This is a genomic window from Planktothrix serta PCC 8927, from assembly GCF_900010725.2.
Taxonomy (GTDB): domain Bacteria; phylum Cyanobacteriota; class Cyanobacteriia; order Cyanobacteriales; family Microcoleaceae; genus Planktothrix; species Planktothrix serta.
The window spans coordinates 191,627-212,014 of sequence record NZ_LR734824.1 but is presented as its reverse complement, the minus strand read 5'-3'; the positions used below and the strand labels follow the sequence as shown (position 1 = coordinate 212,014).

The 20,388-nt window shown below is 39.6% G+C and carries 16 protein-coding genes and 1 CRISPR repeat array; of the genes, 12 read left to right on the top strand and 4 right to left on the bottom strand.

The features are described 5' to 3' along the window. Window positions 1–79: 79 nt before the first annotated feature. Entirely contained in the window at window positions 80–1,375 is a 1,296-nt protein-coding gene (hemL, locus tag PL8927_RS01240) for a glutamate-1-semialdehyde 2,1-aminomutase (RefSeq protein ID WP_269321997.1), read from the top strand. Window positions 1,376–1,772: 397 nt separating this feature from the next. Here the strand turns inward: hemL and PL8927_RS01235 are convergent, their stop codons facing one another. The 3 genes from PL8927_RS01235 to PL8927_RS01225 form a co-directional block, all read right to left on the bottom strand. Further along, window positions 1,773–2,189 (bottom strand): secondary thiamine-phosphate synthase enzyme YjbQ, encoded by a 417-nt coding sequence (locus PL8927_RS01235; RefSeq protein WP_083616713.1) that lies wholly within the window; start codon window positions 2,187–2,189, stop codon window positions 1,773–1,775. A 47-nt stretch (window positions 2,190–2,236) separates the two neighbouring features. Then, window positions 2,237–3,355 (bottom strand): glycosyl transferase, encoded by a 1,119-nt coding sequence (locus PL8927_RS01230; protein WP_083616711.1) that lies wholly within the window; start codon window positions 3,353–3,355, stop codon window positions 2,237–2,239. A 63-nt stretch (window positions 3,356–3,418) separates the two neighbouring features. Continuing rightward, on the bottom strand, window positions 3,419–5,110 hold the full coding sequence (locus PL8927_RS01225; protein WP_083616709.1) for a SulP family inorganic anion transporter: 1,692 nt from the start codon (window positions 5,108–5,110) through the stop codon (window positions 3,419–3,421). A 365-nt stretch (window positions 5,111–5,475) separates the two neighbouring features. Between PL8927_RS01225 and PL8927_RS01220 the strand changes: the two genes are divergently transcribed. The 5 genes from PL8927_RS01220 (at window position 5,476) to PL8927_RS01200 (ending at window position 11,293) form a co-directional block, all read left to right on the top strand. Further along, window positions 5,476–8,031, top strand: a complete 2,556-nt coding sequence (locus PL8927_RS01220; RefSeq protein ID WP_231505874.1) for an adenylate/guanylate cyclase domain-containing protein — start codon at window positions 5,476–5,478, stop codon at window positions 8,029–8,031. A gap of 418 nt (window positions 8,032–8,449) precedes the next feature. After that, entirely contained in the window at window positions 8,450–9,025 is a 576-nt protein-coding gene (locus PL8927_RS01215) for a slr1658 superfamily regulator (protein WP_083616705.1), read from the top strand. A 38-nt stretch (window positions 9,026–9,063) separates the two neighbouring features. Continuing rightward, window positions 9,064–9,417 carry a slr1659 superfamily regulator gene (locus PL8927_RS01210; RefSeq protein ID WP_083616703.1) on the top strand — a complete coding sequence of 118 codons (354 nt, stop codon included), beginning with the start codon at window positions 9,064–9,066 and terminating at the stop codon, window positions 9,415–9,417. 76 nt (window positions 9,418–9,493) lie between these two features. After that, a complete protein-coding gene (locus PL8927_RS01205) occupies window positions 9,494–10,342 on the top strand; it encodes a diguanylate cyclase (protein ID WP_083616701.1) in 849 nt (282 codons plus the stop codon). Between the two features lie 96 nt (window positions 10,343–10,438). Further along, window positions 10,439–11,293: a GGDEF domain-containing protein gene (locus PL8927_RS01200; RefSeq protein ID WP_083616699.1), complete on the top strand. Its 855-nt coding sequence runs from the start codon at window positions 10,439–10,441 to the stop codon at window positions 11,291–11,293. Here the strand turns inward: PL8927_RS01200 and PL8927_RS01195 are convergent. Next, window positions 11,262–11,840 (bottom strand): NUDIX hydrolase, encoded by a 579-nt coding sequence (locus PL8927_RS01195; RefSeq protein WP_083616697.1) that lies wholly within the window; start codon window positions 11,838–11,840, stop codon window positions 11,262–11,264. The two genes, PL8927_RS01200 and PL8927_RS01195, sit on opposite strands and share 32 nt — an antisense overlap. Before the next feature lie 118 nt (window positions 11,841–11,958). On the opposite strand from PL8927_RS01195, the gene PL8927_RS01190 reads away from it, so the two are divergent. From PL8927_RS01190 to PL8927_RS01165, 6 genes are all read left to right on the top strand, one after another. Beyond that, window positions 11,959–12,639 carry a DUF305 domain-containing protein gene (locus PL8927_RS01190; RefSeq protein ID WP_083616694.1) on the top strand — a complete coding sequence of 227 codons (681 nt, stop codon included), beginning with the start codon at window positions 11,959–11,961 and terminating at the stop codon, window positions 12,637–12,639. A gap of 274 nt (window positions 12,640–12,913) precedes the next feature. Next, window positions 12,914–14,935, top strand: a complete 2,022-nt coding sequence (locus PL8927_RS01185; RefSeq protein ID WP_156093056.1) for a CHAT domain-containing protein — start codon at window positions 12,914–12,916, stop codon at window positions 14,933–14,935. 81 nt (window positions 14,936–15,016) lie between these two features. After that, window positions 15,017–15,412 carry a phosphomannose isomerase type II C-terminal cupin domain gene (locus PL8927_RS01180; RefSeq protein ID WP_083616692.1) on the top strand — a complete coding sequence of 132 codons (396 nt, stop codon included), beginning with the start codon at window positions 15,017–15,019 and terminating at the stop codon, window positions 15,410–15,412. 71 nt (window positions 15,413–15,483) lie between these two features. Beyond that, window positions 15,484–15,999: an adenine phosphoribosyltransferase gene (locus PL8927_RS01175; protein ID WP_083616690.1), complete on the top strand. Its 516-nt coding sequence runs from the start codon at window positions 15,484–15,486 to the stop codon at window positions 15,997–15,999. Window positions 16,000–16,053: 54 nt separating this feature from the next. Further along, window positions 16,054–17,046 carry an ABC transporter permease gene (locus PL8927_RS01170; protein ID WP_083616688.1) on the top strand — a complete coding sequence of 331 codons (993 nt, stop codon included), beginning with the start codon at window positions 16,054–16,056 and terminating at the stop codon, window positions 17,044–17,046. Window positions 17,047–17,104: 58 nt separating this feature from the next. Further along, window positions 17,105–17,398, top strand: coding sequence for a hypothetical protein (locus tag PL8927_RS01165; protein WP_083616830.1), 294 nt, complete (start codon window positions 17,105–17,107; stop codon window positions 17,396–17,398). Between the two features lie 290 nt (window positions 17,399–17,688). Continuing rightward, a CRISPR array of direct repeats spans window positions 17,689–20,376; the repeat unit is 37 nt; unit sequence GTTGAAATCAGCTATAATCCCTATCAGGGATTGAAAC. Between the last annotated feature and the right edge of the window lie 12 nt (window positions 20,377–20,388).

Below are 20,388 nucleotides of genomic sequence, written 5' to 3'. Positions count from 1 at the left end.
TATACCTAGTAAAAGCCATATTCTGATCGTTTTTAACGCATCCACCCAAACAATAGACCTTTAAGGAGATTATCTCAGAGTGACCATACCCTTAACAACCACAAAATCAGAAGAAATCTTTGCCGCCGCCCAAAAAATTATGCCGGGAGGTGTAAACTCTCCTGTGCGGGCGTTTAAGTCGGTCGGCGGACAACCCATTGTCTTTGAGCGAGTCAAAGGCGCTTATGCTTGGGATGTTGACGGGAATCAATATATTGATTATGTTGGCTCCTGGGGGCCTGCCATTTGCGGTCATACCCATCCCGATGTGATCAACGCCTTGAAAGAAGCCTTAGAAAAAGGTACCAGTTTCGGGGCTCCTTGCGTATTAGAGAATATTTTAGCTGAAATGGTGATTGATGCCGTTCCTAGCGTGGAAATGGTACGATTTGTCAATTCGGGAACGGAAGCCTGTTTGTCGGTCTTGCGTTTGATGCGAGCCTTCACCGGACGGGATAAGCTGATTAAATTTGAAGGCTGCTATCACGGACATGGAGATATGTTCTTAGTGAAAGCGGGTTCCGGGGTCGCTACCTTAGGTTTACCCGACTCTCCTGGAGTTCCTAAAGCCGTTACCATTAGTACCCTCACCGCCCCTTACAATGACCTAGAAGCGGTCAAAGAGCTATTTAATGAAAATCCGGGCGAAATTGCGGGAGTCATCCTAGAACCGATTGTAGGCAATGCTGGTTTTATTCCTCCTGATGCCGGATTTTTGGAAGGTCTACGAGTTCTGACCAAGGAAAATGGGGCTTTATTGGTGTTTGATGAGGTGATGACCGGGTTTCGCATTGCTTATGGCGGGGTTCAGGAGAAATTTGGGGTGACACCAGATTTAACCACATTGGGGAAAGTCATTGGCGGCGGTTTACCTGTGGGGGCCTATGGCGGACGTCGGGATATTATGTCAATGGTGGCTCCGGCTGGCCCGATGTATCAAGCGGGAACCTTATCAGGAAATCCGTTGGCGATGACAGCAGGGATAAAAACCCTAGAGTTATTGCAAAAACCTGGAACTTATGAATATTTGGATAAAATCACCAAAAAATTAAGTGCGGGGTTGTTAAAAATAGCCAAAGAAACAGGTCATGCGGCTTGTGGCGGACAAATTAGTGGAATGTTTGGCTTGTTCTTTACTGAAGGGCCAATCCATAATTATGAGGATGCGAAAAAATCCGATTTAGCTAAATTTAGTCGTTTCCATCGGGGAATGTTAGAACGGGGAATTTATTTAGCTCCTTCTCAATTTGAAGCCGGGTTTACGTCTTTAGCTCATACGGATGAAGATATTGATAAAACTTTAGCAGCCGCTAGAGAAGTGATGTCTAGTTTGTAAGTTTTGGGGTGGGGTGAGTTAGAAGGAATTCACTGACTCACCCCACTGTAACTAGAGATTTAATAACTAATATCTTGCCATTCTTGAGCATTGGAAAACAACCCTAAATGCTTGATATTGGTTGTACTAATAACGACGTAACGACCGGGAAACTCCTCTTCTAAATGGAAAAGTTCTGTAGGGGTAATGTCCTTCCAAACCCTCTTTGCGCCTGGGTTTGGAAACCAAACCCCTACGATAAAATATTACAACCTATTTGGGATTGCTATAGATTATGAAAATAACTTGCGACTACGATTTTCATCAATTATTGTTTCTATCGACTTCCAATTTATTTGTGAGGCTTCCAATTAATCAAAATTATAACCTATAATTCCCCTAAAATAATGTGTTAATATTATTCCCCCATAATATGTACGACTAATTCCCGGTTATGACGATGGCGACGATGTTCCCAGACATAGATTCCTTGCCAAGTTCCTAATAATAATCGTCCTTGAGCAATGGGGATTTGTTCAGAAGTATGGGTGAGAACTGTTCTAATATGGGCAGGCATATCATCTAAACCTTCCGCATCATGAATATAATAATTACCTTCAGGAACTAATTTTGATAAAAAGTTCTCTAAATCTCTTAAAACATCAGGATCAGCATTTTCTTGAATAATTAAACTCGCGGAAGTATGGCGTAAAAATAAATGACAGATTCCAATTTTTAGCCCAGAATTTTTAACAACTTCCTGCACATAATGGGTAATATTAGAAAATGATTTACCACTGGTTTGAATATCCAAAATTTCTTGATAATGAGTCATAATTAAAACCCGTAGTAAGCCCTTCAGGGCTTTATTCCCCTTAAATTTTAAAGTGAATTCAAAAGATAGTCAACCACCCCTTGAGCGATGGCTTCATTGCCATTTTTATCTAATTCTTGAGATAAGCGAGGTTTTTGTACAGGTTGATGCAGAAAATCCCAATCTTTTTCAAAGAATTCCGTCGCCGTTATAATTTGATGAGTCCCATAATTTTGCAACCAGTCTAATAAAACAGGGGCTTCAGCAAATCCATCTCTGGTCAGAGAAACGATGGGAATATCTAAGCGTAATGCTTCCGCAAAGGTACTATATCCTGGTTTAGAAATAACTCGTCCACATAGAGGCATTAAATCTACCGGACGCAAGCGAAACAGATGGGAATGAATATCGGGTAATTCTAGAAAGTTACTGACTTGAATTAAATTCGGAAACCGAGGTAAATTAGGATCAAAACTAATAAATGTATAATCAGAGAACCGTTCAATATTATAATAAGGGAGAGCCGTTAATCCCAAACCTCCAAAGGTTAATAATATTGTTTTTTCCGGGGGAGTAGTAATAGCTAATTTTTCTCGTAAATCATCTAAATTAAACCGAGAATTTCCTCCGGTTAAACCGACATCAATTTGATGGGGAAAAGCCGTCATGGATTCATGGAGGGGAAAGCGAAATAAGCGATCGCACTGACTAAAACAACTGACAATCCAATCCGCTAATTCTATAAACTCTTCCCCCCAATCTCGATAGATAAAATCCCAGCCAAAATTACCCATCATCCAACAAGGAATTCCGGCAGCTTGAGCAATTTGGGTAGCGAGGGGGGGAATATCGGCTAAAATTAAATTAACTTGATTTTGTTTAATAAAACCAACTTCCCCGGCAATAATTGAACGTTCTTGTTGACGAATTTGTTGCCATTGCTGTAGGGTTGCGGCTTGATCCATTGTTAAACTATCAGACTGCACCACCCCCACATCCAAAGCACGGGGACGGACAATAAAATCCCCCTCAATATAAGACTCTAATAACCATCGAGGGGCTGTTGTCACTAAAATTAATAACACATCAGGACAACGCTTTTGAATTTCATTGGCGACAGCAGCAGATCGCACAGCATGACCAAATCCATGATTGGTAATCGCTAAATAGACAGTTGGTCTTGACATCGTAGAAAAAATTAGGTTGAGATCAAAACAATTTTAGATAACCTACAAAGGTAGGCAGGAATCTCAAGGCTGCAACATTTTTAAAGCAGATTCCAAGGCTTGTAAACGGTTTTCTAACTGATTAATTTGGCTAGAGCGGGTTGAGGATGAGTCTCCCAATGTCTGATCACAAGTACAGAAGCGTTGCAAATCCAGTTTTTCCACTCGCTGTTTCACCTGTCCAGGGATAACAACAATCCAGACATGGCGATGATGGTTGATCTCGTCCTGTACAATCGATTCAATCGCCAGTGCCGATGTAATTCCAATAGTCGGAACTTTGCTCAAATCTAAGACCAGGGCTTCATAGTTTTTAACCATAGACATCCGCCGCGAGATACTTTTCGCCGCCCCAAAACTCATCGGCCCCCCCAACTGAAACAGCAAGATCTTCCCATTGGCTTGGGTGAGGATTTCTTGTTCGGCGAGGGTCAAGTTATGGGAATCCGTCGGGTCAGTAATGGCTTGAATATTATCACTTTGGAGATCGCTCAACCGTTTAATCGTTAACACATTGGCAATAAATGCCCCCACCAATACCGCCGTAATCAAATCAACAAATACCGTTAAAAACAGCACCAGATACATCAATCCCGTGCCTTTTAAGGAAATACGCGGAGCCCGCTTGATAAAGCCCCAATCGAGAATATCAATCCCCACCTTCAGCAGTAACCCCGCCAGCACCGCATTAGGAATTTGAGCCGTTAAGGGGCCAGCCTGAAACACAACGACCAACAGCACTACAGCATGAATCATTCCCGATAGGGGGGTTTTACCTCCCGCTTGGACATTCACTACAGTCCGCATGGTTGCCCCCGCACCAGGTAAGCCTCCAAATAATCCAGCTAAGAAGTTGCCAATCCCTTGACCAATCAACTCCTGATCCGAGTCATGTTGAGTCCGAGAAATGCTATCCGCAACCAAGGAGGTTAATAAGGAGTCAATCGATCCTAAAACCCCTAACATCAAGCCATAGCGCAGCATATCTGCCAACTCTGGGACACTGAAGGTCGGCATTCGCAGGGTCGGTAATCCCTTGGGAATCTCGCCAATCCGCTCCAAATTGGCATTGCCAAACACAACCACCGAGATCAGGGTAACAGTTACTAAAGCCAACAGGGGCGAGGGCACAATCCGATTGAATTTGGGAGGGACAAAAAAGACAATCAGCAAAGTCAGTAGTCCTAACCCCAGGGCGACGAAGTTGGGCTGACTCAGATACAGGGGTAGTTGTTGTAGGATGGGAATCACCCCACCCGGTGCTGTATGTCCCAACAAGGGCGGCAATTGTAGCAAAATGATAATCACCCCAATTCCAGACATAAAGCCGGAAATGACCGTGTAGGGCATCAGGGTGATGTATTGTCCCAGACGCATCACCCCAAACAGGATTTGCAGCAGTCCCCCTAACATCACAACGGTAAAGGCCATTGCTAGTCCCGTGTCCGGGTGACGGGCGACCAAGGCAGCAATCACCGTCGTCATCACCACGGTCATTGGCCCTGTGGGGCCGGAAACTTGGGCGGGAGTACCCCCAAACAGGGCAGCAAAGAAGCCGACGATAATTGACCCATAGAGGCCAGTGATCGCCCCCGCACCGGAGGCTACCCCAAAGGCTAGGGCTAAGGGTAGGGCAACAATGGCGGCGGTTAATCCCCCAAATAGGTCGCCGCGCCAATTGCGAAAGTGAATTTTGTTGCTTAGGTTGATAGACACGTTTATGAGGAATTTTAATCAGTGATTGAAGAAATTTAGCCAAAAATTGGGTCTGAACTGCATCCCCTAACTTGTACTTGAGATTTTTATTATCCAGAGATTGAATATACTATTAATTTAGGCAAATAAATACGCCGAATCATTCAGTAAGCTGGGTGCAGACGCGCTATCATTGTACGTCTTTAGGGAATTAACTCCTGGGGAATGTTCTTCGCCGTCGAGCTTGGTAGAAGCCCGAAGCAAACAGCAAAATCCTCGCTTGCTTAACCATTGAGAGATTTATGAGTTTTGTCTTGTACTTTAAAAATTTCAGTTGTGACAGGTGATCAAGGGCCAATTGAATGAAATTCTGGACAAAAAGCCTGATGTCCAGGCTTGTGGTCTATTTTTTACTGTTATCTGTACTAACCGTCTTCTTTATGGGGGCGATTGCGTTTCAAAGTGCTAAAACCTCCATTCAACAACTGGTGTTTGACCGATTGGAAGTGACGGCTACCCTAAAAGAAGAAGCTTTAAATCTCTGGGTGGAGAACCAAAAAAATGCTACTGTCTCTCTGGCACAATTACCCGATCTCCAAACAGCCGCAGAAATTCTATTGACGGCTAATTCTAGCTCTCAAGAATGGAGGGATGCCTATACTCAAATCAAGCAATATATGGCTTCCGCACTAGCAGCCAAGCCGGAATTGCTGGAAGTTCAGCTTTTGACGGCCACTGGAGGGCAAATTATTTTTTCGACTGATCCCCAGTCTGAACGTCAATATCGATTTAAAGAAAAATATTTCCAAGAAGGTCGGTATCATACTTTTGTACAAAATGTTTATTTTTCATCGCACACCAATAAACCGACTTTAACGATTTCGACACCGCTAAAGGGAAGTGATCAGGATATATTTGGGGTATTGGTGGCCCATCTCAACCTGAAAAAAATGGAAGAAATTGTTTTTGATAAAACAGGTTTAGGAAAGAGTGGAGAAACCTATTTAGTGGATCGATCTCAGATGTTTGTCACCGCCGAACGCTTTGGTCGAAATGACTTTCCGATCAGAGTGAATAGCTTAGGAATTGAAGCCGCTTTAGCTGGAAAAGACGGCCATAAAATGTATTTAAACTATGCCGGAATTCCGGTGATTGGAGTCTATCGGTGGTTGGATCAGCAGCAATTGGCTTTATTAGTAGAAATGCACCAATCCGAAGCCGATGCTCCGGCTCATCGCTTGGCTTGGATTATTTTATCGGTGGGATTAACTTCGGCGGTGCTGTTAGCGATTGGCGTTTATATTCTCGCTCGACAAATTACTCGCCCCATTCTAGCCATTACTGAAACAGCAATTCAAGTATCCGATGGGGATTTTACCTTAGTTGCTCCGGTGATTACTGATGATGAAATTGGACAGTTAGCGATCGCCTTTAACCGCATGACCCGACAATTACGCCGTCTCTATGCAGGTTTGGAAGAAAAACTTGCCTTGCTTCAACACAAAGAAATGCAATTAAAAGACAGTTTAAATCAACTAAAAACCGAAAAGAAAATTAGTGAACTTCAGAAAAATCAATTAACTCAAGCTTATCGAGAAATTACCTTACTCAACCAACGGCTCAAAACAGAAAATTTAGATTTAATGGCAGAATTGCGGGTACAAAATCAACGACTGTATCAACTTTTAGAAGCCATCCCATTAGGGGTTATTGTTCTGGATGCTACGGGAAAATTATATTATACAAATCAAGTCGTTCAAGAGTTATTGGGAGCCGAAATTTTATTTAGTGATCCGCCTTTACAATTGAATGTTTATTCTAATTCGCCCTCAGAAACAAAAAACCCCTATGTTTTGGAGAATTTACCAATTTTCAAAGCGTTGCATGAGGGAATAGGCAGCATTGATAAATTAGAAGTTGAACACTTAGACCGAATTGTTCCATTACAAACCTGGGGAACCCCGATTTATGATGAATCAGGACAAATTGTTTATGCGATTGGAGTGTTTCAAGATATTACGGAACGCCGCCGTGCGGAGGAAGAACGACAACAGTTTATTGAAGAAATGTTTGAGATTAATTGTAACTTAGAACTCGCTTTAGATGAAGAAGAACAATTGACGGATGCGGCGGGACGATTTGTGCCGAATCAATTTTTATCGTTTTTAGGATATGAAAGTTTAGTTGATGTTAAATCGGGGGATGCTGTTCAAAAAGAAATGTCGATTTTATTCTCAGATATTCGCAGTTTTACCCAAATGTCTGAACAAATGACTCCTGAAGATAATTTTAAATTTATTAATGCCTATTTATCTCGCATGGAACCTGCCATTACGGAAAATCGAGGATTTATTGATAAATATATCGGTGATGCCATTATGGCATTATTTGGAGGGAGTGCTGATGATGCCGTAAAAGCGGGGATTTCAATGTTACAACGGTTAACGGAATATAACCTAACTCGTCAACGTCCTGAGCGTCCTCCTATTTCTATTGGGATTGGCATTAATACAGGGGATTTAATGCTGGGGATCGTCGGTGGACAACATAGAATGGATAGTACCGTGATTAGTGATGCTGTAAATTTAGGATCTCGATTAGAGGAATTAAGTAAACGGTATGGGATTCCTTTATTAATTAGTGAACATACATTTTTACGTCTTGAAGATCCCAATGTTTATTGCTTCCGAGTGATTGATAAAGTTAGAGTTAAAGGCAAATCAGAAATGGTATCAGTTTTTGAGATTTTTGATGCTGATCCCCCAATTTTATATCAAAAAAAAGTGGCAACTAAGACCTTATTTGAGCAGGCGTTAACGCTATATCATCTGGAAGCATTTCCTGAGTCTGCTCAATGTTTTGAAGCCTGTCTGCGGGAGAATCCATCGGATCAAGTAGCTCAAATTTACTTACAGCGTGTGATTCAATCGTTATCAATGTAGTCAGCATTGATCTCTAACCTCACCCAATTAAAGTTTAAATAAATAAAAAATTTGGGAGTTTTTTTGAAGATGTAAACTGTTTCTTGACAGCTTGTATAGAAGTTCAGTAATCTAAGTCAAGAAGAGTAGGGATTAAATTTTCATTTAATCTATCAAAATTTGATAAATACCTTTTAACATTCTATGATACAATGAACTGCCACAGTTTTTTAGCAAAAGTTTCAAGGAGGGAAGTTTACAAAAGTTCTCTAGGTCTGATCGGGTTAGATTTTTTACACTTACTCTAACCCAGTTGAACCGTTAAGCTGTACTTTCCAGTTGTTTTCGTGCCTTTCCTCGATTTTACCCTCGTCTATTTTTTGTAAAAAAAAAGCACGCTAGTGCTGTAGCTTTTTGTCTGTTGTCACCCAAACGATTTATGACCCAAATTTTTGGCGACTTCATAGAAGTTCCACCTCTGAGTAACGAATTTCTTGTTATTGGTTTCTCTCCAAGTTCCATACCACTCAAACAACGTTGGCGGAATAATGGATTGTCAGCTAATTTTCTGGCAGATTATGTAACAACATTTTTCCCAAAAAGCGAATATGATTCAACGGCTTTTTATCGACAAACTGAAATTAAAAGTGCTGTCAGTTTTATTGCTAATGAATTATTAGAGAATGCCATGAAATTTAGTGATGATACACTCAATCAACCGATTAGCATTCAACTCTATTTAAAAACAGATAGATTAATCTTTGTTGTTGTGAATAGTATTACTCATAATGCTGTTCAACCTTTTCAAGTGTTTATTGAAAAACTGATTAATTCTGATACCCAAGAATTGTATATTCAGCAAATAGAACAGAATTTAGAGAGTGATACCATGTCTGGTTTAGGATATTTAACCATGATCAATGATTACTTAGCTCGATTAGGCTGGAAATTTGAAACGATTCAAACAGAACCCGATATTGTGACTGTTGCAACAATGGTTCAACTTTTCATTTAAAATTAAATTAAATTAAAGAAAATATTAGGATTTTAACAATGGTGATCAAAGAATTTAAAACAGAAGATTATGAAGTTACTTATGAGAGTAACACCAGTACAATCATCCTATCGGGATCGTTGCGTTTGAGTGGACTTGAAGACACCAACCCGGTGATTAAATTACTCAATGATATTTTGGTAGAAGAAGCTTTACAGATTACCATTAATCTTCAAGAGTTAGAGTTTTTGAATAGCTCTGGCATTAATATGCTCTCTAAATTTGTGATCAAAGTTCGCCAGAAAAAGGATATGAAGTTAATAATTTTAGGCTCTAGTAAAGTTCCTTGGCAGGGAAAATCGCTGAAAAATTTACAACGATTAATGCCGACTTTAGAACTGAAAATCGAATAATTAATTTGATCTACTATTTTCAGTTAAAACTTAAAACTAGACAGGAGAATTTGTATACCCAAGGAAAACTTTAAAGATGCAGCAAGAACCCCAAGCCTTGAGTGCTGAACTCTTATTGCAAATCGAAACACTCCATCAAGAGTTAGAACTCTTGAAACGGGAAAAGTTAGATTTAGAAATTTTACTGGAAACCACCACCGTTCATGCTGATTTAGTTGAAGCTCAATTACACGAATCTAACCAACAACTTCAATTAGAAGTTCGAGAGCGAAAAGCGGCTGAAGCCAAATTAAAAGCTTCAGAAATTCAACTTAAAGCGTTACTAAAAACAGTGAGTCAAGCCAATCATGATCTGAAAATTATCTTAGAAACCACAACAACTCATGGCGATTTTATCGAAGAATATACCCACAATCTTAGCATTCGAGATCCATTGACGGGTTTATTTAATCGCCGTTATCAAGAAAAATCTTTAGAACGTCATCTCAAATATGCACAGGAACATCAACAAGCCCTGAGTATTATTATGAGTGATATTGATTATTTTAAAAATTATAATGATAATTGGGGACATCAAGCTGGAGATGTTATTCTGCAAGAAATCAGCAAATTTTTGATGCAAAATATTCGTCAATCGGATGTTGCTTGTCGTTATGGAGGTGAGGAGATCATGTTAATTTTACCCGGAGCTTCCCTAGAAGAAGCCAAAGGTTTAGGAGAGAAACTCCGTTTAGGAATTCAAAAGTTGAGCTTAGAAAAAACCGACCAATTTTTGCAAAAAATCACCCTTTCTTTAGGAATTGCGAGTTTTCCTGAACATGGATTATCGAGTCTGGAAATCACTCAATCGGCTGATACAGCATTATATCGCGCTAAAGCCAAAGGACGAAACTGTACGATTACTGCGAGTGAACTCCTGCTCTAGGTAACACATTTTTTCTAAACTGAATCAATTTTAAATTAATATTAAATCACTCGCTCTTGTGAATATCATTTTATCTTTTAAGGTAAGTATAAGTTAATGGAAAATGATCACCTTTCTCAACAACAACTGCTGGATTATATCAACCAACTTCGCCAAAATATTGAAATGCTTAGACAGGAAAAAGCAGATCTAGAAATTTTATTAGAAATTACAACGGCTCATGGGGATTTAGTAGAAGCTGAGTTACAGAAATCCCATGAAAAACTACAAGCAGAAATCCAAGAACGTTATTTAGCACAACTGAAGTTACAAGCCTCTCAAGAACACCTTCAGTCTTTAGTTAGTATATTACGCCAAGAAAAAAACGATTTAGAACTGATTTTAGAAACAACGATTGAACATAGTAACATTGTTGAAGAAAGCTTACATTATGATAGTATTCATGATGGCTTAACAGGGTTATTTAATCGTCGGTATTTAGACACAGTATTTCCCCAGGTACTACATTCTGCCCAAAAGACTCAAGAATCTTTAAGTATTTTAATTGCAGATATCGATTATTTTAAACGATTTAATGATAAGTTTGGGCACAAAGCGGGAGACATTGTTCTTAAATTAGTCAGTCAATCAGTACAAGATGTTCTCCGTAGTTCTGATATGGCTTATCGTTATGGAGGAGAAGAATTAGTCTTCCTTTTACCGAATACGAATATTAAAATGGCTCAAACCATTGCAGAGGAAATCCGTCTCAAGATTAAGAATTTAGAACAGGAATATTCCTATCATTTCTTAGAAGGAATTACCCTATCAATTGGAGTGTCAAATTTTCCCGAACATGGGAACTCCTGTGATAATTTATTACAACTCGCAGATGCCGCCTTATATCAAGCCAAAGAACAGGGACGCGATCGCGTTGTTATCATTGATCCCAAGTCTGCTTCCCTATTCTAAATTGTTGTTTCCACTCTAATAAAATTCCTCGACACTGAAGACAAACTAAATCCTGGAGTAACTCTTCAATTCCCTGATTTGTGATCGGATAGGTTGCACCAATTTGTTCAGGATTCACAACAGCATCCGGTAATATTTCCGCTACAAATCCATACAAGTTTTGATTAGAAAAAGAACTATTAATCGCCCAACCTTCTGAATTTAATGCTATAATTGTAGCAATATCAGACGGTTGAATTCCTAACTCTTTATTGAGAATATTAGGAACGGTTTCTAAAGGGGTTTGTTCAGAGGGAACTCGCCCCCCCGGAAAATCAAGGGTTGTTTTTCCTACCCCTGGACGATACATCGGTCTAGGCAAAAGAAGAGTCTGATTTTGAAGGGTTAAAATCACAACTGAATCGGCTTTTTCAACCCGCCAATATTCTAAAATTTTGCCTTGATCATCTTGTAATTGTTCTGCAATCACTGTTACCCAAGGAGAAAGAATCTCCACCAACGGTTGCACAACTTTCCAAGGGTGAGAGGGTTGATGATTTTTGATCATTTCATCCTAATTTCATTATTTAATGTCAAACTGAAAATTAAGGAGTTCACCTTTGGGATCAACTCCCCTTTAATCTTAACAGATTAACGCTTCTGTTTTTAATTCTGACATCACAACCATGAAATTCACCCCTAATTTTTTATTTCCTATTCTCGGAATTTCCCTAACCTTAAGTTTGGGTTCTTGTACAACAGTTCAATCCTCTTCTCAACCCCTTAATTCCCTAACAACAACTCCCGTGAGTTCTGAAACAATCCTGACTCAAAATAACGGGATGATGTCAGAAAATCATCAGATGATCATGGATTTAGGGCCAGCCGATATTGAGTATGATTTACGCTTTATTGATGCCATGATCCCGCACCATCAAGGAGCAATTGCTATGGCTCAACAGGTACTTCAAAAATCGACTCATCCTGAACTCAAAAAATTAGCCGAAGAGATCATTAAAGCCCAAGAAAAAGAAATTGCTCAGATGCAGCAATGGCGCAAAACATGGTATCCTGAAGCTAAGGATGCTATTGCTTATCATGCGGCAATGGGTCATAGTATGCCCATGTCTTCTCAACAGATGGATTCGATGATGATGATGGCTGATTTAGGCCCAGATGATTCGAGTTTTGATCAACGATTTATGACTGCGATGATTCCCCATCATCAAGGCGCATTAGTGATGGCAAAAGATGCTCAACTCAAATCAAAACGTCCTGAAATGCAGCAACTCGCGCAAGCTATTTTAACGTCCCAAGAAGCGGAAATTCAGCTAATGCAGCAATGGCTAAAAACAGGATTTAATTAATAAAAAATCCCTCCATTAACCATCATCCTTGAGATCCCAAAGATTCAGGGATGATGGTTAGGATAATTATTTGTGAAGAATTAAAAATTATTGATAAAGCTAAAAAGCTGAACGTAAAGATTTGATTAAATCTAATTTAAACCGTAGTAAATCCCTTAAAATATCTAAAGTATAGCACTACGCATTATAGTTATAACTCTTCTAAATCCTGAAACTCATTCCCTGTTCCCTGTTCCCTGTTCCCTGTTCCCTTGCGCGTAGCGCTATAGACAAAATGAAAGCCAATCCATTAACAGCAAGATTGATCACACTGTTGGTTTTAAACAGTCTAACCCTTCCTGCGGTAGCTCAAATTCCTGTGACTCCTTCTGGTACTGTTCCTCAACCCGTAGAACCCCATGGGCATACTGTCTCTCCTGGGAGACAATCCCATCTAAATTCCGCACTTTTTTTTCCGGCTGTTCCCGTTAATAATTCCCCGGTTTTAAGCCCTGGCTCTTCCTCTGCTATGCCGGGGAATTTTATGCAGCTTCAAAATCAACCGATGGACGGAAATAATATTTTTTCGCCCCCTAATTCTCACCCAACATTTTTAACAAATCCCACATCACCTTCTCCCCATTCAATACCCGGAAATTCCGCACCCCAACCCACCCCCGTTGGTAATGGCAATTTTGTCCAATTATCAGGAATGGGGCAAATGCTGAATTTAGAAGTGCCTGTAACCGCCACCGTCGGCAATGTGCCGATGAATCCTTTGGCCTTACCCCAATTGCTGACGGGTTCTTCCTTCAATAGTCCTGCTAACCATGTCAGCGTTAATGCTCAAGGTCAAACGGTGTTAAGTAGTACGTCCCCATCGGCTGTGGGTATGACTCCGGGGTCGTTTTCTCCTGCCTCTCCTACAATTCTACAACTTGATCCCCGGTTAATTCCAGGGAATGGCGGGCCGGGGATGGGGACACCTGCGATGATGGGTTTTCCTGGGTTAAAACCGCCTAATTCCCAACAAAAATTAGATCTGCCGATGAATGAAATTAATAATTTGTCATTAACTCCCAACCAGACACAATTAAATGATAGAAATTGGGGAGGAATAACGGGATTAGAGGAATTACGTCGAGATGAATTTGCCGAATATTTAGGACAAGAAGCGGTTGGTTTTTCATTAACAACGGCTGATGCTGCATCGGTTTTGCAACGCATTTATCGAGAAACCGGAACCCATGCGGCGGTGGTTTATGTGATGTCGAGGAAAGAGGATTTAGACTTAGTAGTTCTGACTCAGAAGGGTGAACTCAAACTGCAACGAGTTGAAGTTTCCCATGCAGAATTAATGGCGAAAGTTCAGGAGTTTAGAGCCGCAATTACCAATGGACGAGAACGCAATTCTGATCGATATTTGGCTTCATCTCAACAGCTTTATCGGTGGTTAATTGCCCCGATTGAATCTCAATTAAAAGATGGAGATATTGAAACATTATTGTTAAGTTTAGATTCGGGATTACGCAGTTTACCGATGGCAGCCCTGCATGATGGGCAACAATTTTTAATCGAAAAATATAGTTTGAGTTTAATTCCTAGTCTGAGTTTATTAGACACTCGTTATAAGTCTCTAAAAGATACGAAAGTTTTAGCCATGGGAGCGAATCAATTTGTAGATTTACAACCGTTACCTGCGGTAGAAACGGAGTTAAATTTAATTACTCATACCCTGTGGTCGGGTCAGTTATTTATTAATCAGGAGTTTACGATTAATAATTTAATTCGTCAACGGCGAGATTATCCCTATCAAATTATTCATTTAGCAACCCATAGTGAATTTAACCCCGGAAGTCCTGAAAATTCCTATATTCAATTATGGCAAACGGAACGATTAGGTTTAAATCAATTACGACAATTAGGATGGAATAAACCCGCCGTTGAATTGTTAGTATTGTCGTCCTGTCGCACGGCTTTGGGGGATGAACGGGCAGAATTAGGGTTTGCGGGGTTAGCGGTGCAAGCGGGAGTAAAATCGGCTTTAGCGAGTTTATGGTATGTCAGTGATGAGGGAACTTTGGGGTTAATGACGGCGTTTTATGGGCAATTACAGGAGTCTAAAATTAAAGCTGAGGCTTTAAGAAAGGCTCAAATTAAACTATTAAAAGGGGAGGTCAAATTAGAAAAAGGTTACTTACAACTGGATGAAAAACAAGCCATTCTTCTCCCACCAGAACTGGGAAATTTATCGGCTAAAACTCTGAACCATCCTTATTATTGGTCTGGGTTTACCTTAATTGGCAGTCCTTGGTAAATTGGGATATAATACAGGATGTATAATTCAAACTTTACCTTGAATTAAAATCTATAGGAAATAGATTACCAACCCGAAATTATGAGCGAAGATAAAACAGCACAACCCATCTTCTCAGAAGAAGTCACGACGCGCACACCGCCTTGGGGTGAGGTAAACTTACTCGAAGAAGGCGATCGCTACCGAATTAATCGAATTATTGTCAATCCGGGTTATCATATTAGTACCCAAATGCACTATCATCGCAGTGAACACTGGATTGTTGTCGCAGGTACAGCAAAGGTCATCTGTGGGGGAGAAGAAACTTTACTGCTGCCCAAACAGTCTACCTATGTTCCGATGAATACCCCCCACCGCGTGGAAAATCCTGGGGTGATTCCTTTGGTGATGATTGAAGTGCAAAATGGCGAATATTTAGGAAATGATGATATTATTCGTTTTCCTGAAGAAGATGCTAAACGCAACGCTAAAAAATAACTCGACAGAACGCACAAAATGAGAGACAATTTTCTTGAGTCTATTTAATCTTCTCGTTTGTTAAAATACTCATGGATTTAAAGTCTCTCATTCGCAATATTCCCGATTTTCCTAAACCTGGAATTTTATTTCGAGATATTACTACCCTGTTACAAGATCCCCAAGGACTTCGGTATACAATTGATTGTTTAACCGAAAAATGTCGTCCTTTGTCTCCTGACTATATTCTGGGAATGGAGTCGAGGGGATTTTTATTTGGAATGCCTTTAGCTTATCAATTAGAAGTGGGGTTTATTCCCATTCGTAAACCCAAAAAATTACCCGCCGCCGTCTACCGGGCGGAATATGAATTAGAGTATGGCACAGATTGTTTGGAAATGCACCAAGATGCGATTTCATCAGGGCATCGGGTGTTAATTGTTGATGATTTAATCGCTACGGGAGGGACAGCAAAAGCAACGGCTGAATTAGTTCAACAAGCGGGAGCTACGGTGGCTGGATTTTGTTTTGTAGTGGAACTCACGGGGTTAAAGGGTCGCAAACAATTGCCCGATGTTCCGGTGATTAGTTTGTTACAATACGATTAATAATTATAGGTTTTCCGTGATGGTATTTGTAGGTTATAAAAGGGGAAAATCAAGATGACGAGTGAAACATTAGTCTATATTGGCAAGCGATTATTACAAGCGCTGTTAACTCTATTTTTAGCATCGGCTTTATGTTTTACCATTACTCAGCTTGCCCCCGGAGACTATTTAGATAACCTCTCAAATAATCCTCAAATTTCACCGGAAACCTTAGACCAACTCCGACAAAAATATCACCTCGATAAATCCGCTTGGGAACAATATTGGTATTGGTTAGGGCAAATTGTTGGTTACGGTAATTTTGGCTATAGTTTCGCTAATCAACGCTCTGTCACTTCCTTGCTAATCGAACGAGTTCCCGCTACCTTATTATTAGCGATTTTATCGTTAATTATAACTTGGGCAATTGGAATTCCATTAGGGATTATTGGGGCTGTTCATCAAAATCGTTTCATTGACCGATTTTTACAAGTCATTAGTTACACCGGACAAGGTTTTCCCAGTTTCATCACCGCTTTATTATTATTGTTTTTAGCTCAAAAAACCTCCCCCTTATTTCCTGTTGGTGGGATGACCAGTATTAACTACCCAGATTTATCACCTTTGGGAAAAATAGCGGATATTGCTTGGCATAGTATTTTACCAACGTTAGCTTTAAGTATTACCAGCTTTGCCGGGTTACAACGGTTAATGCGAGGGCAATTATTAGATGTCTTACGTCAGGATTATATTCAAACGGCTAGGGCAAAAGGACTGCCCGAAAACCGGGTAATTTATATTCATGCCCTTCGCAATGCTATTAACCCTTTAATTACATTAGTCGGCTTTGAATTTGCTAGTTTATTAGGAGGAGCGTTTATTGCAGAAACCTTTTTTAATTGGCCGGGATTAGGTAAATTAATCTTACAAGCAGTACAACAACAAGATTTATATTTAGTCATGGCGAGTTTAATGATGGGGGCGGTGATGTTAATTATCGGTAATTTATTAGCAGATTTACTCTTAAAAGCCGTTGACCCTCGGATTAAATTAGAAGATTTACGCTAGAATTTGACTAGGATAAATGGGTTTAAATTTTGTTTTAAAAGCTCAGGATTGTGTTAAAATGTTTTCAGAAGTTTATTATATTCTTAGAGCGAGAGCCGATGGCCGTTATGTAACCGCCCGTCCTGACCCGGATAGTCCATCGGGTTATTTGTTATTATTTTCAGAACAATTTGATGCTCTCGGTTATTTAAACAAACACGCTGGGGATTTGAAAGATCGGTTTGCGGTAGAATCGATTACGGGTTCGCAAATTAAACCGATTTTACAGCGCTGGGGTTTTGTGGGTATTGGTAAGGTTAAGGATGTCCTCTTACCTGAAGTGGATTTTATTCTCGTCAGTCCCCATTCATAATTTGAGGGGAAGTTCTAAATTTGGCCCTATCCCCTGAATTGCGCTAACCTATAGCTGTTTGAATTCCCAGGGGTGAAATTCGGGTCTGAAACCTTTATCTATTCTGGGTTTGAAGCCCCTCAGTATGATTAAGAGGTTAGCGCAACTCTTGAAAACCTTATCTGAATAGGGTTTTAGCGTTTTTTTATTTTTACCCCTTGCTAAGTTGATGGCTGAAATGGTATTCTTAGATCAGGTTAGCGCGATCGCACCTTGAAAACTAAATATATCAAGGGTTCCAGAAGCCTGCGGTTGAAATCAGCTATAATCCCTATCAGGGATTGAAACGCCTAATGTGAATTGTTGTAATAGTTGTGATAACGATTATCAATCGTTGAAATCAGCTATAATCCCTATCAGGGATTGAAACCAGTCTGAAATCTCGCACGATGGTGATTTAGATAAATTTCAAGTTGAAATCAGCTATAATCCCTATCAGGGATTGAAACAAAAATATTCTGGATTTATGCCATTAGTCCAACGTTGAAATCAGCTATAATCCCTATCAGGGATTGAAACTTCTATTCGATGCCAAAATGATTAGAGCTAAAAAATCAGTTGAAATCAGCTATAATCCCTATCAGGGATTGAAACCCAAACGAAATTTTTCCCACAATTTACTGGGGGTGTTTCGTTGAAATCAGCTATAATCCCTATCAGGGATTGAAACATCGAAGAAAAACCTAAGAAGAATCTGGGCGGAAAACGGTTGAAATCAGCTATAATCCCTATCAGGGATTGAAACCTTTTTAACATTTTCACTGCACAATTCTTAATCGTTAAAGGTTGAAATCAGCTATAATCCCTATCAGGGATTGAAACTTAAAGAAGTTTTAAACAGTTCAAAATCATGAGTTGAAATCAGCTATAATCCCTATCAGGGATTGAAACCTCGAAGGCTCGACCGCTTATTTCATTAAAGGAGGTTGAAATCAGCTATAATCCCTATCAGGGATTGAAACTATATAAAAACTAAGTAAGTATCAATTAATTCGGGTTGAAATCAGCTATAATCCCTATCAGGGATTGAAACACTAATTCCTAACGTTAAGGGTAAACAAGGATTATGGAGTTGAAATCAGCTATAATCCCTATCAGGGATTGAAACAATTTCAACCCCTAGACCTGGAATTTTCAGTCCTACTCGTTGAAATCAGCTATAATCCCTATCAGGGATTGAAACCAGTAACTTGAACAATCTGGCTTGGCTTCCAACCGTTGAAATCAGCTATAATCCCTATCAGGGATTGAAACGTAAAAATGATATTGCTACCGCTATTAAAGGGGGTTGAAATCAGCTATAATCCCTATCAGGGATTGAAACCCCTTCTTGCTTTAATTCGGGCGAATCTATTCCGCAGTTGAAATCAGCTATAATCCCTATCAGGGATTGAAACATCTAAAGAATTTCGTAATTTTGATAAATTGTCTCAATCTGGTTGAAATCAGCTATAATCCCTATCAGGGATTGAAACTTATAGCTGCGATACTCTCTGGATTTCCCTTCTAAGTTGAAATCAGCTATAATCCCTATCAGGGATTGAAACATTTTGATGCTGTACAAGCAATCCGATTATTTTATCGTTGAAATCAGCTATAATCCCTATCAGGGATTGAAACAAGATTTTGAATTTAACTTCATCAGAAATTTTTGCATGTTGAAATCAGCTATAATCCCTATCAGGGATTGAAACGAGAGATATTTTCCCAACATTAGAGGTAACGGTTGTTGAAATCAGCTATAATCCCTATCAGGGATTGAAACCTGCTATCCTTCTGGCTTATGCTGAATTTGTATGCGTTGAAATCAGCTATAATCCCTATCAGGGATTGAAACTCCTCTTTAAATGTCTTAGGGTTAACTCCCTCTGTTGAAATCAGCTATAATCCCTATCAGGGATTGAAACATGCCAGTGAGGAACATCCTTAGATCTATTTGTGAAGGTTGAAATCAGCTATAATCCCTATCAGGGATTGAAACACAAAAATAGTTTTCACCTGAGAGAATTTTAAAAAAGCTAGTTGAAATCAGCTATAATCCCTATCAGGGATTGAAACCCTCTAACTCTGGGGGATTGCACGCTTATATCCCATGTTGAAATCAGCTATAATCCCTATCAGGGATTGAAACATTTTTATGGCTCCAACACTTATTTTAAAAGCCCCCAGGTTGAAATCAGCTATAATCCCTATCAGGGATTGAAACTTTCGGATAAGATTTTTAGAATCTTATCGAAATTTCTTGTTGAAATCAGCTATAATCCCTATCAGGGATTGAAACAGATGAATTTCAACAAAAATACATCATCCTTAAGAATTCAGTTGAAATCAGCTATAATCCCTATCAGGGATTGAAACCACACGCCACAAAAACCTAACAAAAAACCTAAAAAAAGTTGAAATCAGCTATAATCCCTATCAGGGATTGAAACTACTACAAAATTACTAACCATGAGAAAAAAAGAAAGTTGAAATCAGCTATAATCCCTATCAGGGATTGAAACCAAAAAATTCGGAGTTCGTTTTTTCATCGGTAAAAGTTGAAATCAGCTATAATCCCTATCAGGGATTGAAACGATCGCATCCTTTCCAGCGAGGCAAAAATTCCCGGGTTGAAATCAGCTATAATCCCTATCAGGGATTGAAACCCTGATGGTTTAAGGCATAAATATGAGAGGAATTAAAGGTTGAAATCAGCTATAATCCCTATCAGGGATTGAAACTCCTACCCCTCTCTGGTTTGGCAAATCCAAATTCGTTGAAATCAGCTATAATCCCTATCAGGGATTGAAACTTCTGAAAATTCGTCACACATTAAACAACGGTGGGGTTGAAATCAGCTATAATCCCTATCAGGGATTGAAATGGAAGAAGGGAGTCCTAAAGAACTCACTACAAAATAGTTGAGATCAGCTATAATCTCTATCAAGAATTGAAACCGGAATCAATTT

Coding starts and splice junctions, on each gene's coding strand:
- PL8927_RS01235 (WP_083616713.1), bottom strand. CDS start 2,189: ATGACTCATTATCAAGAAATTTTGGATATTCAAACCAGTGGTAAATCA.
- PL8927_RS01230 (WP_083616711.1), bottom strand. CDS start 3,355: ATGTCAAGACCAACTGTCTATTTAGCGATTACCAATCATGGATTTGGT.
- PL8927_RS01220 (WP_231505874.1), top strand. CDS start 5,476: ATGTCCAGGCTTGTGGTCTATTTTTTACTGTTATCTGTACTAACCGTC.
- PL8927_RS01215 (WP_083616705.1), top strand. CDS start 8,450: ATGACCCAAATTTTTGGCGACTTCATAGAAGTTCCACCTCTGAGTAAC.
- PL8927_RS01210 (WP_083616703.1), top strand. CDS start 9,064: ATGGTGATCAAAGAATTTAAAACAGAAGATTATGAAGTTACTTATGAG.
- PL8927_RS01205 (WP_083616701.1), top strand. CDS start 9,494: ATGCAGCAAGAACCCCAAGCCTTGAGTGCTGAACTCTTATTGCAAATC.
- PL8927_RS01200 (WP_083616699.1), top strand. CDS start 10,439: ATGGAAAATGATCACCTTTCTCAACAACAACTGCTGGATTATATCAAC.
- PL8927_RS01195 (WP_083616697.1), bottom strand. CDS start 11,840: ATGATCAAAAATCATCAACCCTCTCACCCTTGGAAAGTTGTGCAACCG.
- PL8927_RS01190 (WP_083616694.1), top strand. CDS start 11,959: ATGAAATTCACCCCTAATTTTTTATTTCCTATTCTCGGAATTTCCCTA.
- PL8927_RS01185 (WP_156093056.1), top strand. CDS start 12,914: ATGAAAGCCAATCCATTAACAGCAAGATTGATCACACTGTTGGTTTTA.
- PL8927_RS01180 (WP_083616692.1), top strand. CDS start 15,017: ATGAGCGAAGATAAAACAGCACAACCCATCTTCTCAGAAGAAGTCACG.
- PL8927_RS01175 (WP_083616690.1), top strand. CDS start 15,484: ATGGATTTAAAGTCTCTCATTCGCAATATTCCCGATTTTCCTAAACCT.
- PL8927_RS01170 (WP_083616688.1), top strand. CDS start 16,054: ATGACGAGTGAAACATTAGTCTATATTGGCAAGCGATTATTACAAGCG.
- PL8927_RS01165 (WP_083616830.1), top strand. CDS start 17,105: ATGTTTTCAGAAGTTTATTATATTCTTAGAGCGAGAGCCGATGGCCGT.